This window comes from Gemmatimonadaceae bacterium, assembly GCA_036504815.1.
Taxonomy (GTDB): Bacteria; Gemmatimonadota; Gemmatimonadetes; order Gemmatimonadales; family Gemmatimonadaceae; genus PNKL01.
The window spans coordinates 1-15,722 of record DASXUN010000009.1; the positions used below are offsets into that span (position 1 = coordinate 1).

General features: G+C 68.1%; 16 protein-coding genes. 15 read left to right on the top strand and 1 reads right to left on the bottom strand.

Going from position 1 to position 15,722, the window contains the following annotated elements; genetic code table 11:
* Positions 1-266: 266 nt before the first annotated feature.
* Positions 267-533, top strand: a complete 267-nt coding sequence (locus VGJ96_04110) for a type II toxin-antitoxin system RelB/DinJ family antitoxin (GenBank protein ID HEY3286288.1) — start codon at positions 267-269, stop codon at positions 531-533.
* A 368-nt stretch (positions 534-901) separates the two neighbouring features.
* Complete coding sequence (locus tag VGJ96_04115) at positions 902-1,882, top strand: asparaginase (GenBank protein HEY3286289.1); 981 nt, start codon at positions 902-904, stop codon at positions 1,880-1,882.
* 127 nt (positions 1,883-2,009) lie between these two features.
* Here the strand turns inward: VGJ96_04115 and VGJ96_04120 are convergent, their stop codons facing one another.
* The gene (locus VGJ96_04120; protein HEY3286290.1) at positions 2,010-2,525 is read right to left on the bottom strand and encodes a hypothetical protein; all 516 of its coding nucleotides are present in this window, start codon (positions 2,523-2,525) and stop codon (positions 2,010-2,012) included.
* 143 nt (positions 2,526-2,668) lie between these two features.
* Between VGJ96_04120 and VGJ96_04125 the strand changes: the two genes are divergently transcribed.
* The 13 genes from VGJ96_04125 (at position 2,669) to VGJ96_04185 (ending at position 15,659) form a co-directional block, all read left to right on the top strand.
* A complete protein-coding gene (locus tag VGJ96_04125; GenBank protein HEY3286291.1) occupies positions 2,669-3,331 on the top strand; it encodes a carboxymuconolactone decarboxylase family protein in 663 nt (220 codons plus the stop codon).
* Between the two features lie 213 nt (positions 3,332-3,544).
* Positions 3,545-4,540 (top strand): GTPase ObgE, encoded by a 996-nt coding sequence (gene obgE / locus VGJ96_04130; GenBank protein ID HEY3286292.1) that lies wholly within the window; start codon positions 3,545-3,547, stop codon positions 4,538-4,540.
* 143 nt (positions 4,541-4,683) lie between these two features.
* Complete coding sequence (gene dprA / locus VGJ96_04135; protein HEY3286293.1) at positions 4,684-5,547, top strand: DNA-processing protein DprA; 864 nt, start codon at positions 4,684-4,686, stop codon at positions 5,545-5,547.
* A 535-nt stretch (positions 5,548-6,082) separates the two neighbouring features.
* The gene (locus tag VGJ96_04140; protein HEY3286294.1) at positions 6,083-7,123 is read left to right on the top strand and encodes a coproporphyrinogen-III oxidase family protein; all 1,041 of its coding nucleotides are present in this window, start codon (positions 6,083-6,085) and stop codon (positions 7,121-7,123) included.
* A 192-nt stretch (positions 7,124-7,315) separates the two neighbouring features.
* Positions 7,316-8,356 carry a heat-inducible transcriptional repressor HrcA gene (gene hrcA, locus VGJ96_04145; protein HEY3286295.1) on the top strand — a complete coding sequence of 347 codons (1,041 nt, stop codon included), beginning with the start codon at positions 7,316-7,318 and terminating at the stop codon, positions 8,354-8,356.
* Between the two features lie 8 nt (positions 8,357-8,364).
* Positions 8,365-9,339 (top strand): hypothetical protein, encoded by a 975-nt coding sequence (locus VGJ96_04150; GenBank protein HEY3286296.1) that lies wholly within the window; start codon positions 8,365-8,367, stop codon positions 9,337-9,339.
* The gene (locus VGJ96_04155; GenBank protein HEY3286297.1) at positions 9,318-10,613 is read left to right on the top strand and encodes a glycosyltransferase; all 1,296 of its coding nucleotides are present in this window, start codon (positions 9,318-9,320) and stop codon (positions 10,611-10,613) included. The genes VGJ96_04150 and VGJ96_04155 overlap by 22 nt, the downstream gene beginning before the upstream one ends.
* A 48-nt stretch (positions 10,614-10,661) precedes the next feature.
* Positions 10,662-11,795, top strand: coding sequence for a molecular chaperone DnaJ (gene dnaJ / locus VGJ96_04160; protein HEY3286298.1), 1,134 nt, complete (start codon positions 10,662-10,664; stop codon positions 11,793-11,795).
* 181 nt (positions 11,796-11,976) lie between these two features.
* Positions 11,977-12,840 carry a 50S ribosomal protein L11 methyltransferase gene (locus tag VGJ96_04165; protein ID HEY3286299.1) on the top strand — a complete coding sequence of 288 codons (864 nt, stop codon included), beginning with the start codon at positions 11,977-11,979 and terminating at the stop codon, positions 12,838-12,840.
* Between the two features lie 111 nt (positions 12,841-12,951).
* Positions 12,952-13,728, top strand: a complete 777-nt coding sequence (locus tag VGJ96_04170) for an RsmE family RNA methyltransferase (GenBank protein HEY3286300.1) — start codon at positions 12,952-12,954, stop codon at positions 13,726-13,728.
* A 154-nt stretch (positions 13,729-13,882) separates the two neighbouring features.
* Positions 13,883-14,218: a histidine triad nucleotide-binding protein gene (locus VGJ96_04175; protein ID HEY3286301.1), complete on the top strand. Its 336-nt coding sequence runs from the start codon at positions 13,883-13,885 to the stop codon at positions 14,216-14,218.
* Positions 14,218-15,096, top strand: a complete 879-nt coding sequence (locus VGJ96_04180; GenBank protein ID HEY3286302.1) for an alpha/beta fold hydrolase — start codon at positions 14,218-14,220, stop codon at positions 15,094-15,096. The genes VGJ96_04175 and VGJ96_04180 overlap by 1 nt, the downstream gene beginning before the upstream one ends.
* A gap of 95 nt (positions 15,097-15,191) precedes the next feature.
* Complete coding sequence (locus tag VGJ96_04185) at positions 15,192-15,659, top strand: hypothetical protein (protein ID HEY3286303.1); 468 nt, start codon at positions 15,192-15,194, stop codon at positions 15,657-15,659.
* Positions 15,660-15,722 lie beyond the last annotated feature (63 nt).

The following is a 15,722-nucleotide window of genomic DNA, read 5'->3' on the forward strand; positions in this document are numbered from 1 at the left end:
CGCCGCGCGCGCCCAAGGCCCCGACATTATTCGCTGAACTGGACCTCCGGATCGGCGCTGGTCAGCGCGGAGAGGGAGCGCGGCATGGCGCTGCTTCGCCACGGGGCGCGTACTTTCGGTGACATTCAGTCGCGCAGCCGCTCGTATCGTCCGCCATGGTACGACACCGATCGATTCGCGCGGCATCGCGCGTCGCGACATTGCCAGGGATTGCTTGTAGCCCATACGGGCTACAACTTGCGTGGATCCCGCATGCGGAGCAATCCATGGCGAAGTCGGCGACCGTACGCGCCCGTGTGGCGCCCCAGTTGAAGAACCGCGCCGAGCGAGTGCTCGAGAAGCTCGGACTTTCCGCGACGACAGCGATCACGCTGTACTACGAGCAGATCGTGCGCCGCCGGGCAATCCCCTTTGACGTCGCCCTGCCGAACGCGACGACGCGCCGGGCGATGCGTGACGCCGAAACGGCGCGCGGTCTCTCTACAGCGCGCGACGTTAGGTCGCTTCGCGCGCGGCTTGAGGCCGATGGGTAGCGCCCGGCAACCGGCGTTCACGGGTCAGTTCAAGCGGGACTTCCGCCGCATTCGGAAACGTGGCTGGAATGTCGAGCGGATCGTCTTCGTTCGAACCGGCTCGCACGCCGACCTCTTTCGGTGACAATTGCGATCCGCCGCCGTGGCTGAGACGCTTCTCGCGTGGCTTCTAGTCGGTTCCGCCGTCCCCACGGATCGCCGCGATGCTTCGGGGGAGCGGCACGGCGAATACTGGAGGGTCATAGACGGCGCGCGCGGCAGCGCGCGCTCGAAGACCCGAGAATTTCGTCGGGACGCTCCCCCGAAGCAGCGCGGCCGCGTCCCACGCGACGCCTCTGGCCCGTCGCGCGGGCCGATTAGATTGCGGGATGCGCCAGCTCACCCTCGACGTCGAAGTCACCCGCGGCGATACCGTGGAGTCGCGCCATCGCGTGCACGCCGCGGTGGTCGAGGGCGATGAGCTCGTCGCGGGCGCGCGCGATCCGCACCTCGTCACCGCCTGGCGCTCATGCGCCAAGCCGTTCCAGGTGATGCCGCTCCTCGTCTCGGGCGGCTTCGACAGGCTGGGATGGGGTTCCGAGGAGCTGGCGCTCGCCTGCGCGTCGCACGGCGGCGAGCCGGAGCACTTGGCCATCGCCGCGCGTATGCTCGGCTCCATTGGCCTCGAGGAGGGCGACCTGGCCTGCGGTCCGCACGAGCCGCTCTCGGCACGCGGCGCGCGGCTCTGGCGCGAGAGCGGTCAGCCGCTCACCCGCCTGCACAACAATTGTTCGGGCAAGCACTCGGCGATGCTCGCGCGCGCCGTCACGATGGGGTGGCCGACGCACGGCTATCAGCGCATCGAGCATCAGGTGCAGCGCTCGTGCGTGGGCGAGGTGGCGTGCTGGAGCGGCGTGCCGCTGGACGACATGGGCGTGGCGGTGGACGGCTGCGGCGCGGCGGTGATGATCCTCCCGCTCGACCGGATGGCGCTCGCCTACGCGCGCCTGGGCGCGGCCATCGCAGCGGGCGAGGAAGTGCCGGCGTGCATCGCCGCGGCCATCCGCGCGCACCCGCACCTGCTGGGCGGCACCGATCGGTTCGACACCGTCATCCTGCAGGAGACGGCGGGGCGAGTGATCGCGAAGGTCGGCGCCGAGGGCGTGCACACGGTGATGATCCCCGAGCGGCGCATCGGCTTTGCGGTGAAGGTGGAAGACGGCGCCATCCGCGCCCAGCACGCCGCGGTGGTGGCGATGCTGCAGCAGCTCGACGTGCTCCCCGAACTCCCGCCGGCGCTCGCGCGGTATGCGAGGAAGGCGATAAAGAATACGAGGGGAGAAGTTGTTGGGGAGCTGAGAATGGCTTAGGGGCGGAATGCGACAGAATACGACAGAGTGCGACAGAGTGCGACAGAGTGCGACAGAGGCGCCGCGAGAGATTCGCTGGCGCCTCTGTCGTACGCTGTGCTATTCCGTCGTACTCTGTCGTCTTCTCCTACTTGAACTGTACTTGTAGCAGATACTGTCCCTGCTTCGCCATTCCCATCGGGAACTTCCACTTGGGCGTCAGCTCGTTGAAGCACTTGTCGACGACGGTGCCGGCCTGGGAGGTCCACTGGCTGGTCTGCACGCGGACGACGTCGGAGCCGACGACGCTCATGTGGATGTAGAACGTGGCCGTGCCGGCGAGGTACGGATCGATCTCGCGGCCGTTCTTGAAGCACTGCGGGCTCGCCTGGACGTACTTGAGCAGCGAGTCGCGCATCTGCACGCTCCCCACCTGCACGTTGGGGCCGTAGTTCTTGGCGACTTCGCTCACGCTCTTGGCGCTGCCGAGCACGGAGTCGGCGAAGGCGGCCTGGCGCTTGCGGTACTCCTCGGCCTGCTTGATCTCCCGCTGCTCGGGCGACAGGGCGGCATCGGCGGAATCGCCATCGGGCTTCACCTTGTCACCGCCGCAGGCGGCGGCGGTCAGCAGGGCGATCAGGGATAGCGTCGTCAGTCGATTCATATGCATTGGGTCGGTCAGCTCTGGTGGTGATGATGTATCTTAAGGAGGAGGGGGCGCGAGAGACAGGGTGCGGGGGCCTTCTTCCCCTGATTTCTCGTCTGGCGACCCTGCTGCGTTTACCCGCTACCGGGTGGATTGTTTCGATGACGGATGGCGCCACTCCACCACCTATTCTCACCCTCGACGCGGCGTCGCGCGCGCTGGTCCGCCTGTCGGCGCGCATCGCCGGCGGCTCGGAACTGGACGTGCGCGCGGCGCTGCGGGAGACGATGGATGCGGCGACGCCACCGCTCTGGGTGGAGGAGCTGATTCTGCAGTCATATTTGTTCTGCGGGTTTCCGAGAGCTTTGAATGCGATGAGAGAGTGGAGAAGGGCGTTACGGAACGGGGAGGGGGTAGGGGCTAAGGGACGGGGGACGGGATTGGGGACGGGGGACGAGATTTCGCCACAGTTTCTCGCCGAGGGCGAGGCGACCTGCGCTCGCGTGTACGGCAAGTTCTACGACAAGCTGCGGCACAATATCGTCGCGTTGCATCCGGAGCTCGACCACTGGATGATCGTGGAGGGATACGGCAAGGTGCTGAGCCGGCCGGGGCTCGATCTCGGGCGGCGGGAACTCTGCATCGTCGCGGCGTGCGTGGCGTCGGGGCAGGACAGACAGCTGCATTCGCACTTGCACGGCTCACGGAATGTGAGTGTGCCAGACTCGGTGATAGGCTTCGCCCTGGATGCGCTGGAGGGGGTGGTTGAGGGGGCGAATTTGGAGCGAGCTCGAGGGCTATGGCTGAAGGTGCGGGGGCAGTGAGGGGGGCGGGGTGCGGGGGCTTGGTGAGGGGTGACGGGTATGGTGCGGGGGTGGGAGTGAGGGGGGCGGTCACCACGAAGCCGCGAGGCGAAGCGATGGGTCTCAAAAACACGAATACTTGAGGGGCGCGCGGCGCCCCGAAAATTTCGTGTTTTTGAGACCCATCGCTGAGCCCCGCAAGCGAACGAACGAACGAGCGAACCAGGGAACCGAATGTTCATTGATAGAGTCACGGTCCGAGTCGAAGCCGGCACCGGCGGCAGCGGGTGCACCAGCTTCCGCCGAGAGAAGTTCGTCCCCATGGGCGGGCCCGACGGCGGCGACGGCGGGCGCGGCGGCGATATCATCGTCCGCGGCGACACCAACCTCGGCACCCTCCTCGACTACACCTACCGCGACCACTGGAAAGCCGAGCGCGGCGAGCACGGGATGGGCGCCAACAAGACGGGGCGCTCGGGGAAGGACGAGACGATGCCGGTTCCGGTGGGGACGGTCATCAAGGACGCCGACACGGGCGAAGTGCTGGGCGAAGTGCTCGAGCACGGCCAGGAAATCACCGTCGCCAAGGGCGGGCGCGGCGGCAAGGGGAATGCCTTCTTCGTCACCGCCACCCACCAGTCGCCACGCGAGTGGCAGCCGGGAGAGGAAGGCGTCTGCCGCAACCTGGAGCTCGAACTCAAGCTGATCGCCGACGTGGGGCTCGTGGGCCAGCCGAACGCGGGGAAATCGACCCTGCTGAGCGTGGTCTCGGCCGCCCGCCCGAAGATCGCCGATTATCCGTTCACCACCCTGCAGCCCAACCTGGGCGTGGTGCAGCTGAGCGATCACCGGACGTTCGTGGTGGCCGACATCCCCGGCATCATCGAGGGGGCGCACGAGGGGAAGGGGCTGGGGCTGCAGTTCCTGCGGCACATCGAACGGACGCGGGTTCTCGCCTTCCTGATCCCGATCGACAGCCTCGAGTGGCAAGAGGAGTACGACAAACTTCGGGCAGAGATCATTGCATACTCGCCCGAATTGGCCGCGAAACCGCACTGCGTGGTGTTTACGAAGTTGGATCTCTGGGGCGAGCAGATGACGCCGGAGCTAGAGACGCAGGGGGCGTTCGGGGTCTACTCGATCTCGGCGCCGGGGCGGATGGGGCTCGACGACCTCAAGCGTGCCTGGTGGACGAAGTTGCTGGAACTGAAGCGGGCAGGGTCCGTCTAGCGAGGGGCGGCGCGACTCGGAGGCTCGTCCTCGCGAAATTTTCGGGCCTGCGGCCCTCAAGTATTCGCGACGCCGAGCCCCCGAGCCGCGCCCGAGGGGGACGGGGTTGCCCTCCTCAGCCCACAACATTCTTGGGGGGACGCGTGGCGTTCGCGATCCGCGTACTGACACCGAGCGATGATCGCTGGCCCCGCTCGCTTAGCGATCTCGCCAGGCCGCCGGCGCAGCTGCACTTGATCGGGAACGCCGACCTTCTGGCGGCACCCGCGGGACTGGTCGCGATCGTCGGCACCCGCGCCTCCACACCATATGGGGAACGGGTGGCGGAGGGCCTCGGGTACGCGTTCGCGGCGGCGGGGGTGCCGGTGGTGTCGGGGCTGGCTCGGGGGATCGATGCGGCGGCGCACCGAGGGGCGCTGCGGGGCGGGGGGCGGACGATCGCGGTACTGGGGACGGGGGTGGACGTGCCGTACCCGGCCGGGCACCGCGCCCTCCACGAGGCCATCGCCTCGGCGGGGCTGGTGATCGCCGAACAGGAGCCTGGATCGACGGCCCATCAGGGGTCATTTCCGCTCAGGAATCGCCTAATCGCCGCGCTGGCGCGATTGGTGATCGTGGTTGAGGCGCCGCATAAGTCGGGGGCGATGAACACGGTAGAGCAGGCCCTGGGGCTCGGACGGGCGGTGGCCGCCGTGCCGGGGCCGATCGACAGCCCGCAAAGCGCCGGTTCGAACTGGCTGCTGGGGGCCGGCGGGCAGGTGATCTGCACGGTGGACGACGCCCTCGCCCTGATGGGTGTGCACGCGTCGACCCTCCCGCCGGCTTCCGATCTGGAGCCCATCGAGGCCGACGTGCTGGCCGGGGTCCCCTCCGGCGGCGCTTATGTGGACGAGGTGGCAATAAACAGCCGACTGCCAGTAAGGCAAGCCGGCGTGGTGCTGACTTCGCTCGAACTGAAGGGGATGGTCTGGTTGGGCTCGGACGGCCGGGTCAGTCGGCGGATCTGAGGTACGTGGGCCGGACGGGCAGGGGTGTCTAAGAACTAAACAGTTTAGCGGGGCTGGTGGCGTCCTGGTTCGGGAGGCAGGACCGAGGGCAGGGAGCGCGGAGCGGGGTGGCTCGGCTGCCGACCTCGGCGGGGCTGAGTCTGCGAGGTTTGGGCGGTGCTCCAACGAGTCATTCGCGGTGCCGTCGGTCTGGTCGGATGGAGATCAGCTACGGCTCACGTAGATTCTAGGTATAGATTGTAAGTCGCTATAAAATAGCTATTTGCGAAATCACTTTAAGTGATTCTCATCGAGTCGTTTCTGGTGGTTTTGGAGGTTTTGCCGGCTTGCCTGCCCCGCCGACTGCGTGGGCGTCGTCCTGCCCCACGCCGCACCTGCCCGTCCTGATCCGGTCGTCCCGCTTCGCACTCGAGGGCTTGAGCTGATGCCTGAGCCAATACTGAAGACCGGTCCGCATTCCCTGGTCGCCTGCCCACCGCACGTCTACATCCACGTGCCGTTCTGTGCCAGGCGCTGCTCGTACTGCGACTTCTCCATCGCCGTCCGGCGGCAGGTTCCGGTGTCGCGCTTCATAGACGCCATTAAGGCAGAACTGGTAACACGGGGGGTCGGGCCGTCGAGCGGACCGCTCTTGTCAGTCTACCTCGGCGGCGGAACTCCGTCCAAGCTGGAAGCCGGCGTCGGCGACATCACAAAACTGATTTCCACGGTCTCGGGACAGCAACTCACGCAGCTGGGCGAGGTGACGGTCGAGACGAACCCGGAGGACATCAATCCCGCCGTCGTTCGCGCCTGGCGCGAGGCGGGAGTCAACCGCGTCTCGCTGGGTGTGCAGTCGTTTGACCCCGAGGTGCTGGCCTGGATGCACCGGACGCACACGGTGGAGCAGGTCGCCGAAGCTGTCAAAATTCTGAACGGCGAGGGGATCGGCCGGCTCTCCCTCGACCTGATCTTCGCCCTCCCCGATTCTCTGAATCGCGACTGGACCCGCGACCTCGAATCGGCGATTTCGCTCGATCCGGGGCACCTTTCGGTCTACGGACTGACGGTCGAACCACACACGCCGCTGGGGCGGTGGACCGACTACGGGCGGGTGGCCGGCGCCAGCGAGGAGCGATACGAGGCGGAGTTTCTGGAGGCCGACCGGCGGCTGGGAGCCGCCGGTTTCCATCATTATGAAGTCTCCAACTACGCCCGCCCGGGGGCGGCCTCCATCCACAACTCGGCCTACTGGACGGGGGCGTCCTACCTCGGGATTGGTCCGTCCGCGCACGGCTACGACGGCGAGGTCCGCCGGTGGAACGCCCGCGAATACGCGCGCTGGCTGGATCTGGTGGAGCGTGCGGTGGATCCCATCGAAGGGGACGAAACGCTCTGGCCGGCGGAGCTGGAAGCGGAACGCATTTATCTGGGACTGCGGACGGCGCGCGGGCTGCGCGCGACGGAGCAGGAGTTCAGGCTCGCCGAGCCGTGGATCGCCGCGGGGTGGGCCCGTCGCGAGGAGGATCGGCTGGCGCTCACCCCACTCGGCTGGCTTCGAATGGACGCGCTGGCGACGTCGCTCGCCCGTTCCTAACCGAGGGGGGCACGTGGGGCCAAGGGACTCGTCCCGCGAAATTCTCGCGCCTTTGGCGCTCGAGTATTCGCGGGACGAGCTTCCGAGGCGCCCCGCAATCACAAATCCCTAGTCCGCCGAGCGCGTCGACCAGCATGCGAGCGTTAGCCACTAAGTTGACAAAGCGCTGAAGTCATTGTATTCATTGAACTTATGTCGACCGTCGAGCTTTCCGAACGCGAACGGCAGGTCCTTGAAGCGGTCATCCGGTCATATGTGGAAACCGCCGAGCCTGCGGGGTCACGCGCGCTGACGCGCCGGTTCCGGCTGGGGGTATCGCCGGCGACGATCCGCAACACGATGGCGGATCTCGAGGAAAAGGGATTCCTGTCGCATCCGCACACCTCGGCGGGGCGCGTCCCGACGGACAAGGCGTATCGCGTGTACGTCGATTCGCTGATGCGGGTCACCGAACTCGCGCCGGCCGATCGTGAACGGCTGGTCGGCGGTATCGCGCAGGGGAGTTCGGCCATCGAATCGATCCTGCGCCGCGCGGCGCAATCGCTTGGCGTGCTCACGCAGGAACTGGGCGTCGCCATCGGCCCGCGGCTCGATCAGATCGTGCTGCAGCGGCTCGAACTGGTGCGCGTGTCGGGGGAGAAGCTGCTCCTGGTGCTGACGCTGCAGGGCGGGACGGTGCGCACGGTCTTCATTGAAGTGCGCGGCGAGATGGCCGACACGGTGCTGATGGAAGTGCAACTCGTCCTGAATGAGCGGCTCGCCGGAATGTCGCTGGCCGACATTCGCCAGTCGCTAGGGATGCGCCTGCGCGACGTGTACACGAGCGTCGAGAGCGGCGAGCTGCTCAACATCTTCGTGCAGGAGGGGAATTCGCTCTTCGACATTCCCGCTTCCACCGAGGAGAGCGTCGTGCTGGGGCAGGCGTCGGTGCTGGCCGACAAGCCGGAGTTCGCGAGCGGCGAGGCGATGCGCAAGCTGATCGCGCTCACCGACAAGCAGACGCAGCTGGCGACGCTGCTACGGCAGCGCGCGCAGGCGGGCGGCTTGTCGATCACCATCGGCGCCGAACACGACAACGCGCTGTTCGGCGGACTGACCGTCGTGACCGCCGAGTATCGCGCCGGGGCGCTAAGCGGCGTGATCGGGGTGATCGGCCCCACGCGGATGCCGTACGAGAAGGTGATCGCGGTGGTGCGGCACGCGTCGCAGCTCGTGGCCGACGTGCTGCGGTAAGGCGTGCGATGAGCTTCGACGTTCCGGTTCTGCTCGTGGCGTGGCGCCGGCCGGAGACGACGCGGCAGGTGCTCGACGCCATGCGCGCCGCGGCGCCGACGCGGCTCTACGTGGCGTGCGACGGTCCGCGCCCCGGCAATACCGCCGATGCGCAGGGCGTGCGCGCCTGTCGCGCGCTGATCGACCGCGCGATCGACTGGCCGTGCGAGGTGCAGCGATTGTATCGCGACACCAACCTGGGCTGTCGCCGCGGCGTGAGCGGCGCCATCGACTGGTTCTTCAGCCAGGTCGACGAGGGGATCATCGTCGAGGACGACTGCGTGCCGCACGCCGATTTCTTCGGGTACTGCGCCGAATTGCTCGAGCGCTATCGCGACGACGAGCGGGTGTGGTGCATCAGCGGCGACAACTTTCAGGACGGCGCGTGGCGCGGCGACGGCAGCTACTACTTCAGTCGCTACATCCACGTCTGGGGCTGGGCCACGTGGCGCCGCGCCTGGCGGCACTACGACGTGGATCTCACGGCCTGGCCCGAGATGAAGACATCGGGCCGCCTGAAGGAGACGTTCGACGACGCCGACGAGGCGCAGTACTGGAGCGACGTGTGGGACCGGTTGCGCGCTGAAGGGATTCCGGACACGTGGGACTATCAGTGGATCTTCGCGTGCGTGCGGCACGGCGGACTGACGGCGCTGCCCAACCGGAATCTCGTGCTGAACGTCGGCTTCGGCGCGACGGCGACCAACACGCCGAACGCGGCGTACACGGCGCAGTCGCCGGTGCAGGGGATTCTCCCGCTGAAACACCCGGTGAGGGTGACGCGCGACGCCGCGGCCGATGCGTATACGTTCGAGCATCACTTCCACGGCACGGAGCGGCGGCGCGCGCGGTCGCAGTGGCACTGGCTCGCGACGCGCGTGATGACGGCGGTGCGCGATCCGCTGCATTATCCGCGCAAGGCATGGCGGCGGGTGGTGGGATGACGCCGCTCTCGGTGCTGCACGTGGCCTATGCGGACGTGATGGGCGGCGCATCGCGCGCGAGCTACCGCATTCATCGCGCGCTGGTGGACCATGCGGCGGCGCTGGGGATCTCGTCGCGGATGCAGGTTGCCGTGAAGTCGTCGGCGGACGACACCATTGCGGACGGGGCCGCGGCGCGCTCGCGGCTGCGGCGCAGCGTGCGCTACCACCTGCATCGTTGGCGGACGCGGCGCTTTGCCACCACCAGCGACGCCTTCCATGCGATCGCGTGGCCGTCCACCGGATTCGGCGCGGAGCTCGCCCGCAGCGACGCGGATCTGCTGCACCTGCATTGGCTGGGGCGCGACGTGCTGTCGGTGGAGGAGATTGGCGCGCTGCGCCAGCCCATCGTCTGGACGCTGCACGACATGTGGCCAATCTGCGGCGCCGAGACGTACAGCGACGACCGGCGATTTGCCGACGGCTACACGGCCGTCAACCGACCGTCGTACGAGCGAGGCCCCGATCTCAATCGGTGGACGTGGCAGCGCAAGCAGCGCGCCTGGCGGCGGCCGATGCACCTGGTCTGCACCAGCCAGTGGATGGCGGATCGGGTGGATCGGAGCGCGCTGATGCGTCATTGGCCCGTGTCGGTGATTCCGTATCCCATTGATCTCGCCGCGTACGCGCCGATGGAGCAGGGTGAGGCGCGCGCGCGGCTTGGACTGCCGGCCGACGTGCCGATCATCCTGTTTGGCGCGATTGGCGGCCTGGCCGACCGGCGCAAGGGCGGCGATGTGCTGCTCGACGCGCTGACGCGCCTGCGGCGCGAGGCGCGCATTGGCGGCGGCGATTTCCATCTCGTGGTCTTCGGGCAGGACCAGCCGACGGACGCGCCGCGCGTGGAGTTTCCGGTGCACTACGCGGGGGCGCTGCGCGACGACGCATCGCTTCGCCTGCACTATGCGGCGGCCGACGTGATGGTCGTGCCGTCGCGCCAGGAGGCGCTGGGGCAGACGGCCTGCGAAGCGATGGCGTGCGGGACTCCCGTGGTGGCGTCGCGCGTGGGCGGGCTGTCCGAGGTCGTCGCGCATTGCGAGACTGGCTATCTTGCGGGGCCGCAGGATGCCGGCGCGCTGGCCACGGGGATCGAGTGGGTGCTGTCGGACCGGGCGCGGCGCGCGGCGCTGGGCGCTTCGGCACGAGCAGCGGCGGAGCGGCGCTGGCAGCCCGAGCGGGTGGCCCGGCTGTACGCGGATGTGTATCACGAGGTGCGGCGATCCATCGGCTCGTGAGCCGGTCTCGCCGCCGCGATGGACTCAGACTGAGGATGGCGCATCGGAATGGCTGATTTCTACCAGGTGCTCGGCGTTGATCGCGGCGCGAGCGACGACGACATCAAGCAGGCGTATCGCAAGCTCGCGATGAAGCATCATCCCGACCGGAACGGCGGCTCCAAGGACGCGGAGGAGACGTTCAAGGCCGTGACGGAGGCGTACGACGTGCTCAAGGACCCGCAGAAGCGCGCCGCGTACGACCGGTATGGCGAAGCGGGACTTCGTGGCGCCGGGGGCGGCGCGGGCGGATTCCATCACGTCGACCTTTCCGAAGCCCTGAACATCTTCATGCGCGATTTCGGCTTTGCCGATTTCTTCGGCGGCGGCGGACAGCGTCCGCAGACGGGGCCGAGCGCGGGCGCGGATGTGAAGGTGGACGTGAAGCTCACGCTGGCCGAAGTGGCGACGGGCGTGGACAAGATCGTGAAGCTCAAGCTGCTCGACCCGTGCGAGAAGTGCGGCGGGGCGGGGGCGGAGCCAGGCACGAAGCCGACGCGGTGCGTGACGTGCGGCGGCCAGGGCGAGGTGCGGCGCGCGCAGCGGTCGTTCTTCGGCAACTTCGTGAGCGTGGCGCCGTGCCCGACATGCGGCGGCGAGGGGACGATGATCGAGCGTCCCTGCAAGGCGTGCCGCGGCGAGGGGCGCCAGCGCGGCGAGCACGAGATTCCGCTGAAGATCCCGGCCGGCGTGGCGAGCGGGCAGTACATGCACCTGCGCGGCGTGGGGAACAGCGGCGTGCGCGGCGGTCCGCGCGGCGACGTGATCGTGCTCTTCGAGGTGAAGGACGACGACCGGTTCGAGCGCGACGGCGAGGATCTCTACACCGAGGTGCTGGTGACGTACCCGCAGGCGGTGCTGGGCGCCGACATCGAAGTGCCCGGCGTGCTGGGGCCGCTGAGCCTGCGCGTGCCCGCGGGCACGCAGAGCGGACAGGTGTTCGTGCTGCGCGGCCGCGGCCTGCCGCGCGTGAACGCGACGGGCACCGGCGACCTGCAGGTGCGCGTGCAGGTGTGGACGCCGAAGGAGATGACGGCCGAAGAAGAGAAGCTCATTCGCAAGCTGCACGAGGTGCAGGAACAGCCGCCGGTGGCGAGGGAGAAGGGGTTCTGGGAGAAGATGAGGGAAGTGCTGGGCGCTTGAACTGCTGATTGAGGATATGGAATTCGGAATTGGATTCAGGAATTCGAATTCGGATGGCGATTGGCGATTACGGCGGCGCTCCGAACTTCGATCACTCACCTCATCTGCTTGCATCGCCAATCGCATTCCTTTATCGAATTCCTGAATCCCATTCCGAATTCCCAATCCTCAATCGTCTGTCATGTCACTGACCCGCCTCTCCATCACCCCCAGCAACGCGGCCCTGCGCGACTCTGTGAGCGCCGTGCTGTTCGAGGCGGGCGCGCAGGGGTTGCAGGAGGACGGCGAGGCGCTGGTGACGGTGCTCGACGCGCACGGGGCGAGCGCGCTGCTCGACGCGTTCGTGACGGCGGTGCGCGCGGTGGATCCGGCGGGCGTCGTGGACATCGACGTGCTGCCGGACGTGGACTGGAGCGTGGCGTGGCGATCGCGCATCACGGCGCACGACCTGGGCGCGATCACGATCGCGCCGCCGTGGCTGGCGGCGCCGCTCGATCCGGCGCGCACGGTGGTGATCGAGCCGGAGATGGCATTCGGCACGGGCGAGCACGAGACGACGCGCTGCGTGGTGCGCCTGATGCCCGGCGTCATTCGCGACGGCGATGCCGTGGCCGACCTCGGCGCGGGCTCGGCGGTGCTGGCCATCGCCGCGGCCAAGCTGGGGGCGCGGCGCATTGCCGCCATCGAGCTCGATCACGACGCCATCGCGAACGCCGAGCAGAACGTCGCGGCCAACGGCGTGGCCGATCGCGTGACCGTGATCGAGGGCGACGCGGCGGTGCTGCTGCCGCTCGTCGCCCCGGTGCGCGTGGTGCTGGCCAACATCCTCTCGTCGGTGATCATCGAGCTGCTCCCGATCATCGGCGCGGCGATTCCGGCGGGCGGCGCGGCGATCTTCAGCGGCATTCTCGTGGCGGAACGCGATGGCGTGCTCGCGGCGCTCGAGGCGGAGGGGGGATGGACGCTGGCGGCGGAGACGAGTGAGGGGGAGTGGTGGGCGGGGGTGGTGCAACGGAGCGGAACGGGGAGGGGACTGGGGGCGTAGGGACGAGGGTGGGGGTGGGCGAGGGGGGACGGGGCTTCGCATTCAGCGGGGCCCTTTTGCTGTCTGGGGGTTGGCGCGGCAAGTTTATGAGACGAGGCGCGACGATTCGCCGTGCCGCCCATCTGCCATCCGCCATCTGCCATCCGCCATCTGCCATCCGCCATCACTCTCTTGTCACTCCCAACTTTCATAACAACCGACCAACTGGCTACAGATGCCAGCCTTACACTCGGCGAAGACGCCGCGCATCACATGCGGGTGCTGCGGCTCGAGGCGGGGACGCGCGTGCGGCTGGCCGACGGGCAGGGATCGCGCGGCACGGGGACGGTGCTGCGCATCGCCAAGCGCAACGCCACCGTGCACGTGGACGAATGCGTCTTCACCGAGCCGTATCCGCCGGTGCACCTGATCGTGCCGATTGCCGATCGCGAGCGGATGCTGTGGCTCGCCGAGAAGAGCACCGAGCTGGCGGCGTCGAGTTGGCGGCCGGTGCTGTTCAAGCGCTCGCGCTCGGTCTCGCCGCGCGGCGAGGGGCCCACCTTCCAGCAGCGCCTGCGCGCGCGGATGGCATCGGCGCTCGAGCAATCGGGCGGCGCCTGGCTGCCGCTGCCGTATCCGGACGCGACGGTCGAGACGTGCATCGCCGCCGCCCCCGAGGGGGTGCGGCTGATGCTCGCGCAGGATGGCGAGCCGATCGTGCCGCTGTTGCAGGGCGATATGCAACTGCCGGTGACCATCGTCCTCGGCCCGGAAGGCGGGATCGAACCGGCCGAGCTGGAGACATTCGTCGCGGCGGGATTCAAGAAGGCGTCGCTGGGATCGTCGCTTTTGAGATTCGAGACGGCGGGGGTGGCGGCGGTGGCTGTTGCAAGAGCGGTGCGAGGCTAAGCCGCGGGCGGAACGGGGACGAGACTGGGGGCGTAGGGACGGGGGAGGAGAGTGGGGACGAGGGACGAGTGGTGTGCTTACCGCGCTCTCGACTTCGATCTTCCACGAGACGGAACCTCTGCGCGCTCCGCGAGCTAATACAACTGGAGGCTTGATGTCCTGTTTGTTCTGCAAGATCATCGCGCGCGAGATTCCGGCGAACATCGTGGCCGAAGACGAGCATTGTCTCGCCTTTCGCGACATCAATCCGCAGGCGCCGACGCATATCCTGGTCATTCCCAAGGTGCACGTGCCATCGCTCAACCAGATGGACGATCCGATGATCGCGGGGCGGGTGCTGGCCTTTGCGCGCGACCTCGCGACGCGTGAGGGGATCGCCGAGCGCGGGTATCGCGTGGTGATCAACACGAACGCCGAGGCGGGACAGACGGTCTTTCACTTGCATGCGCACCTGCTGGGCGGCCGCGCGCAGGGGTGGCCGCCGGGATAATGCACGCAAAGCGTGAAGGGCCGGCGAGCGACGGCACGACCGCGGGCGACACGACGTCGCGTTGGCGTCGGCGGTGGGGCGTGCGAGTGGCCGTTTCGATTGTGCTTCTGGTGACCATCGTCGCCGGCATCGTCGCGTGGGAGTTCCGGGACGAGGGCGGGGCCGCGCCGAACTACTTTGCCCGCGACCCGGTGCTGCGCGCGGCGCCTATTCGCATCTATCGCGCCGACCGCGCGCGCGCCTTCCTCTGGTTCTTCGGCAACGACCTGGGGTTCTGGGGGGCGCAGCAACGACTGGCGGTGTCGCTCGCCGGACGCGGCGTGGACGTGGTGGGATTCGACCTGCGGGCCTGGCTCGCCACGCGTCCGCGCGAGTCGGCGCCGGAGAGGGCGCGCGCGTTTCGCGAGGCGATGGCGGATCTGATATCGCGCGCCGAGCGCGAGCTGGGAGACAGCACGCTGCCGGTCGTCGTCGCGGGGCATTCCGTGGGGGCGGAAGTGGCGCTGTATATGGTGGCCGACCGTCCGCCGCCGCGGCTGCGCGGCGTGGTGGCGCTGTCGCCCGGGTCGCGCGGCCACCTGAGGATCACGGCGGCCGATCTCGCGTTCGGCGAGCCGACCGAGCCGGGGAGCTTCGCCATCGACTCGGTGCTGCACGCCATTCGCGGCGACTTGCGCGTGGCAATCGTGCGCGGCGCGAACGACCGGCTCCGCAGCGTGGACTCGCTGCTGCTCGCCGAGCGTCCCGAAACGCGCCGCGTGGTGATCCCGCTGGCGGCGCATTCGATGAAGCGGCTCTTCATCGCCGGCCCCATGATCGAAAAGGCAGTGGAGTGGGCGGCCGGGATCGAAACGACACGCCTTGTCACCCGCAGGTGACACAAATCGGCCGTCTCAGGGCGAGGCGGCGTGGCACTATCGTTGCTCCCTTCAGGGTCAGAGGCCGCGAGGCTGTCCTCAATCCTGGAGGCCGTATGACACTGACTGGTGTGAAACGCGCGCTGAAGCGCGTGGTGCCGATCGCCGCGACCACGCTGACGCTGGGCGCCTGCTACGACGATCCGTTCTCGCCGTACTGGGATCGCGGCACGTACTACCTCGCGTACGCCAACAACCGCCCGGTGCCCACGATCGTGAGTGGCGGCAGCCTGCCGGGAAGCCCGCGCCTGGAAGTGACTCGCGGTTCGCTCACCCTGCGTCGCGACGGCTCATACGCGCTGCTGGTGGAGGTGCGCGAGTGGAGCGGGACGGGACAGTTCTACGAGTGGACCCGTGCCTACGCGGGGACGTACGAGTATGACGACCGCACCCTCTGGCTGGAGTACTACGATCCGGGCGACTACTACTCGAGCGTGATGGTGGCCAACTGGCGGAACGGCCGCATCGAGGTGGTGGTGCCGAATGTGGATGGGGGGGAGGATGTGCTGTGCGTGTTCGATTGACGGAACGGGGAGGAGGTGGAGGTCTGGCGAGGGGCGAGGGGGGTCGGAACGAGGAGGGAGGTC

What these genes read in the sequence shown, in the direction of transcription:
- VGJ96_04180 (HEY3286302.1), top strand. Translation starts at nt 14,218, where the DNA reads ATGCACGCAAAGCGTGAAGGGCCGGCGAGCGACGGCACGACCGCGGGC.
- VGJ96_04125 (HEY3286291.1), top strand. Translation starts at nt 2,669, where the DNA reads ATGACGGATGGCGCCACTCCACCACCTATTCTCACCCTCGACGCGGCG.
- obgE (HEY3286292.1), top strand. Translation starts at nt 3,545, where the DNA reads ATGTTCATTGATAGAGTCACGGTCCGAGTCGAAGCCGGCACCGGCGGC.
- VGJ96_04165 (HEY3286299.1), top strand. Translation starts at nt 11,977, where the DNA reads ATGTCACTGACCCGCCTCTCCATCACCCCCAGCAACGCGGCCCTGCGC.
- VGJ96_04120 (HEY3286290.1), bottom strand. Translation starts at nt 2,525, where the DNA reads ATGAATCGACTGACGACGCTATCCCTGATCGCCCTGCTGACCGCCGCC.
- dnaJ (HEY3286298.1), top strand. Translation starts at nt 10,662, where the DNA reads ATGGCTGATTTCTACCAGGTGCTCGGCGTTGATCGCGGCGCGAGCGAC.
- VGJ96_04115 (HEY3286289.1), top strand. Translation starts at nt 902, where the DNA reads ATGCGCCAGCTCACCCTCGACGTCGAAGTCACCCGCGGCGATACCGTG.
- VGJ96_04155 (HEY3286297.1), top strand. Translation starts at nt 9,318, where the DNA reads ATGGCGGCGGGTGGTGGGATGACGCCGCTCTCGGTGCTGCACGTGGCC.
- VGJ96_04175 (HEY3286301.1), top strand. Translation starts at nt 13,883, where the DNA reads ATGTCCTGTTTGTTCTGCAAGATCATCGCGCGCGAGATTCCGGCGAAC.
- VGJ96_04185 (HEY3286303.1), top strand. Translation starts at nt 15,192, where the DNA reads ATGACACTGACTGGTGTGAAACGCGCGCTGAAGCGCGTGGTGCCGATC.
- VGJ96_04110 (HEY3286288.1), top strand. Translation starts at nt 267, where the DNA reads ATGGCGAAGTCGGCGACCGTACGCGCCCGTGTGGCGCCCCAGTTGAAG.
- VGJ96_04150 (HEY3286296.1), top strand. Translation starts at nt 8,365, where the DNA reads ATGAGCTTCGACGTTCCGGTTCTGCTCGTGGCGTGGCGCCGGCCGGAG.
- hrcA (HEY3286295.1), top strand. Translation starts at nt 7,316, where the DNA reads ATGTCGACCGTCGAGCTTTCCGAACGCGAACGGCAGGTCCTTGAAGCG.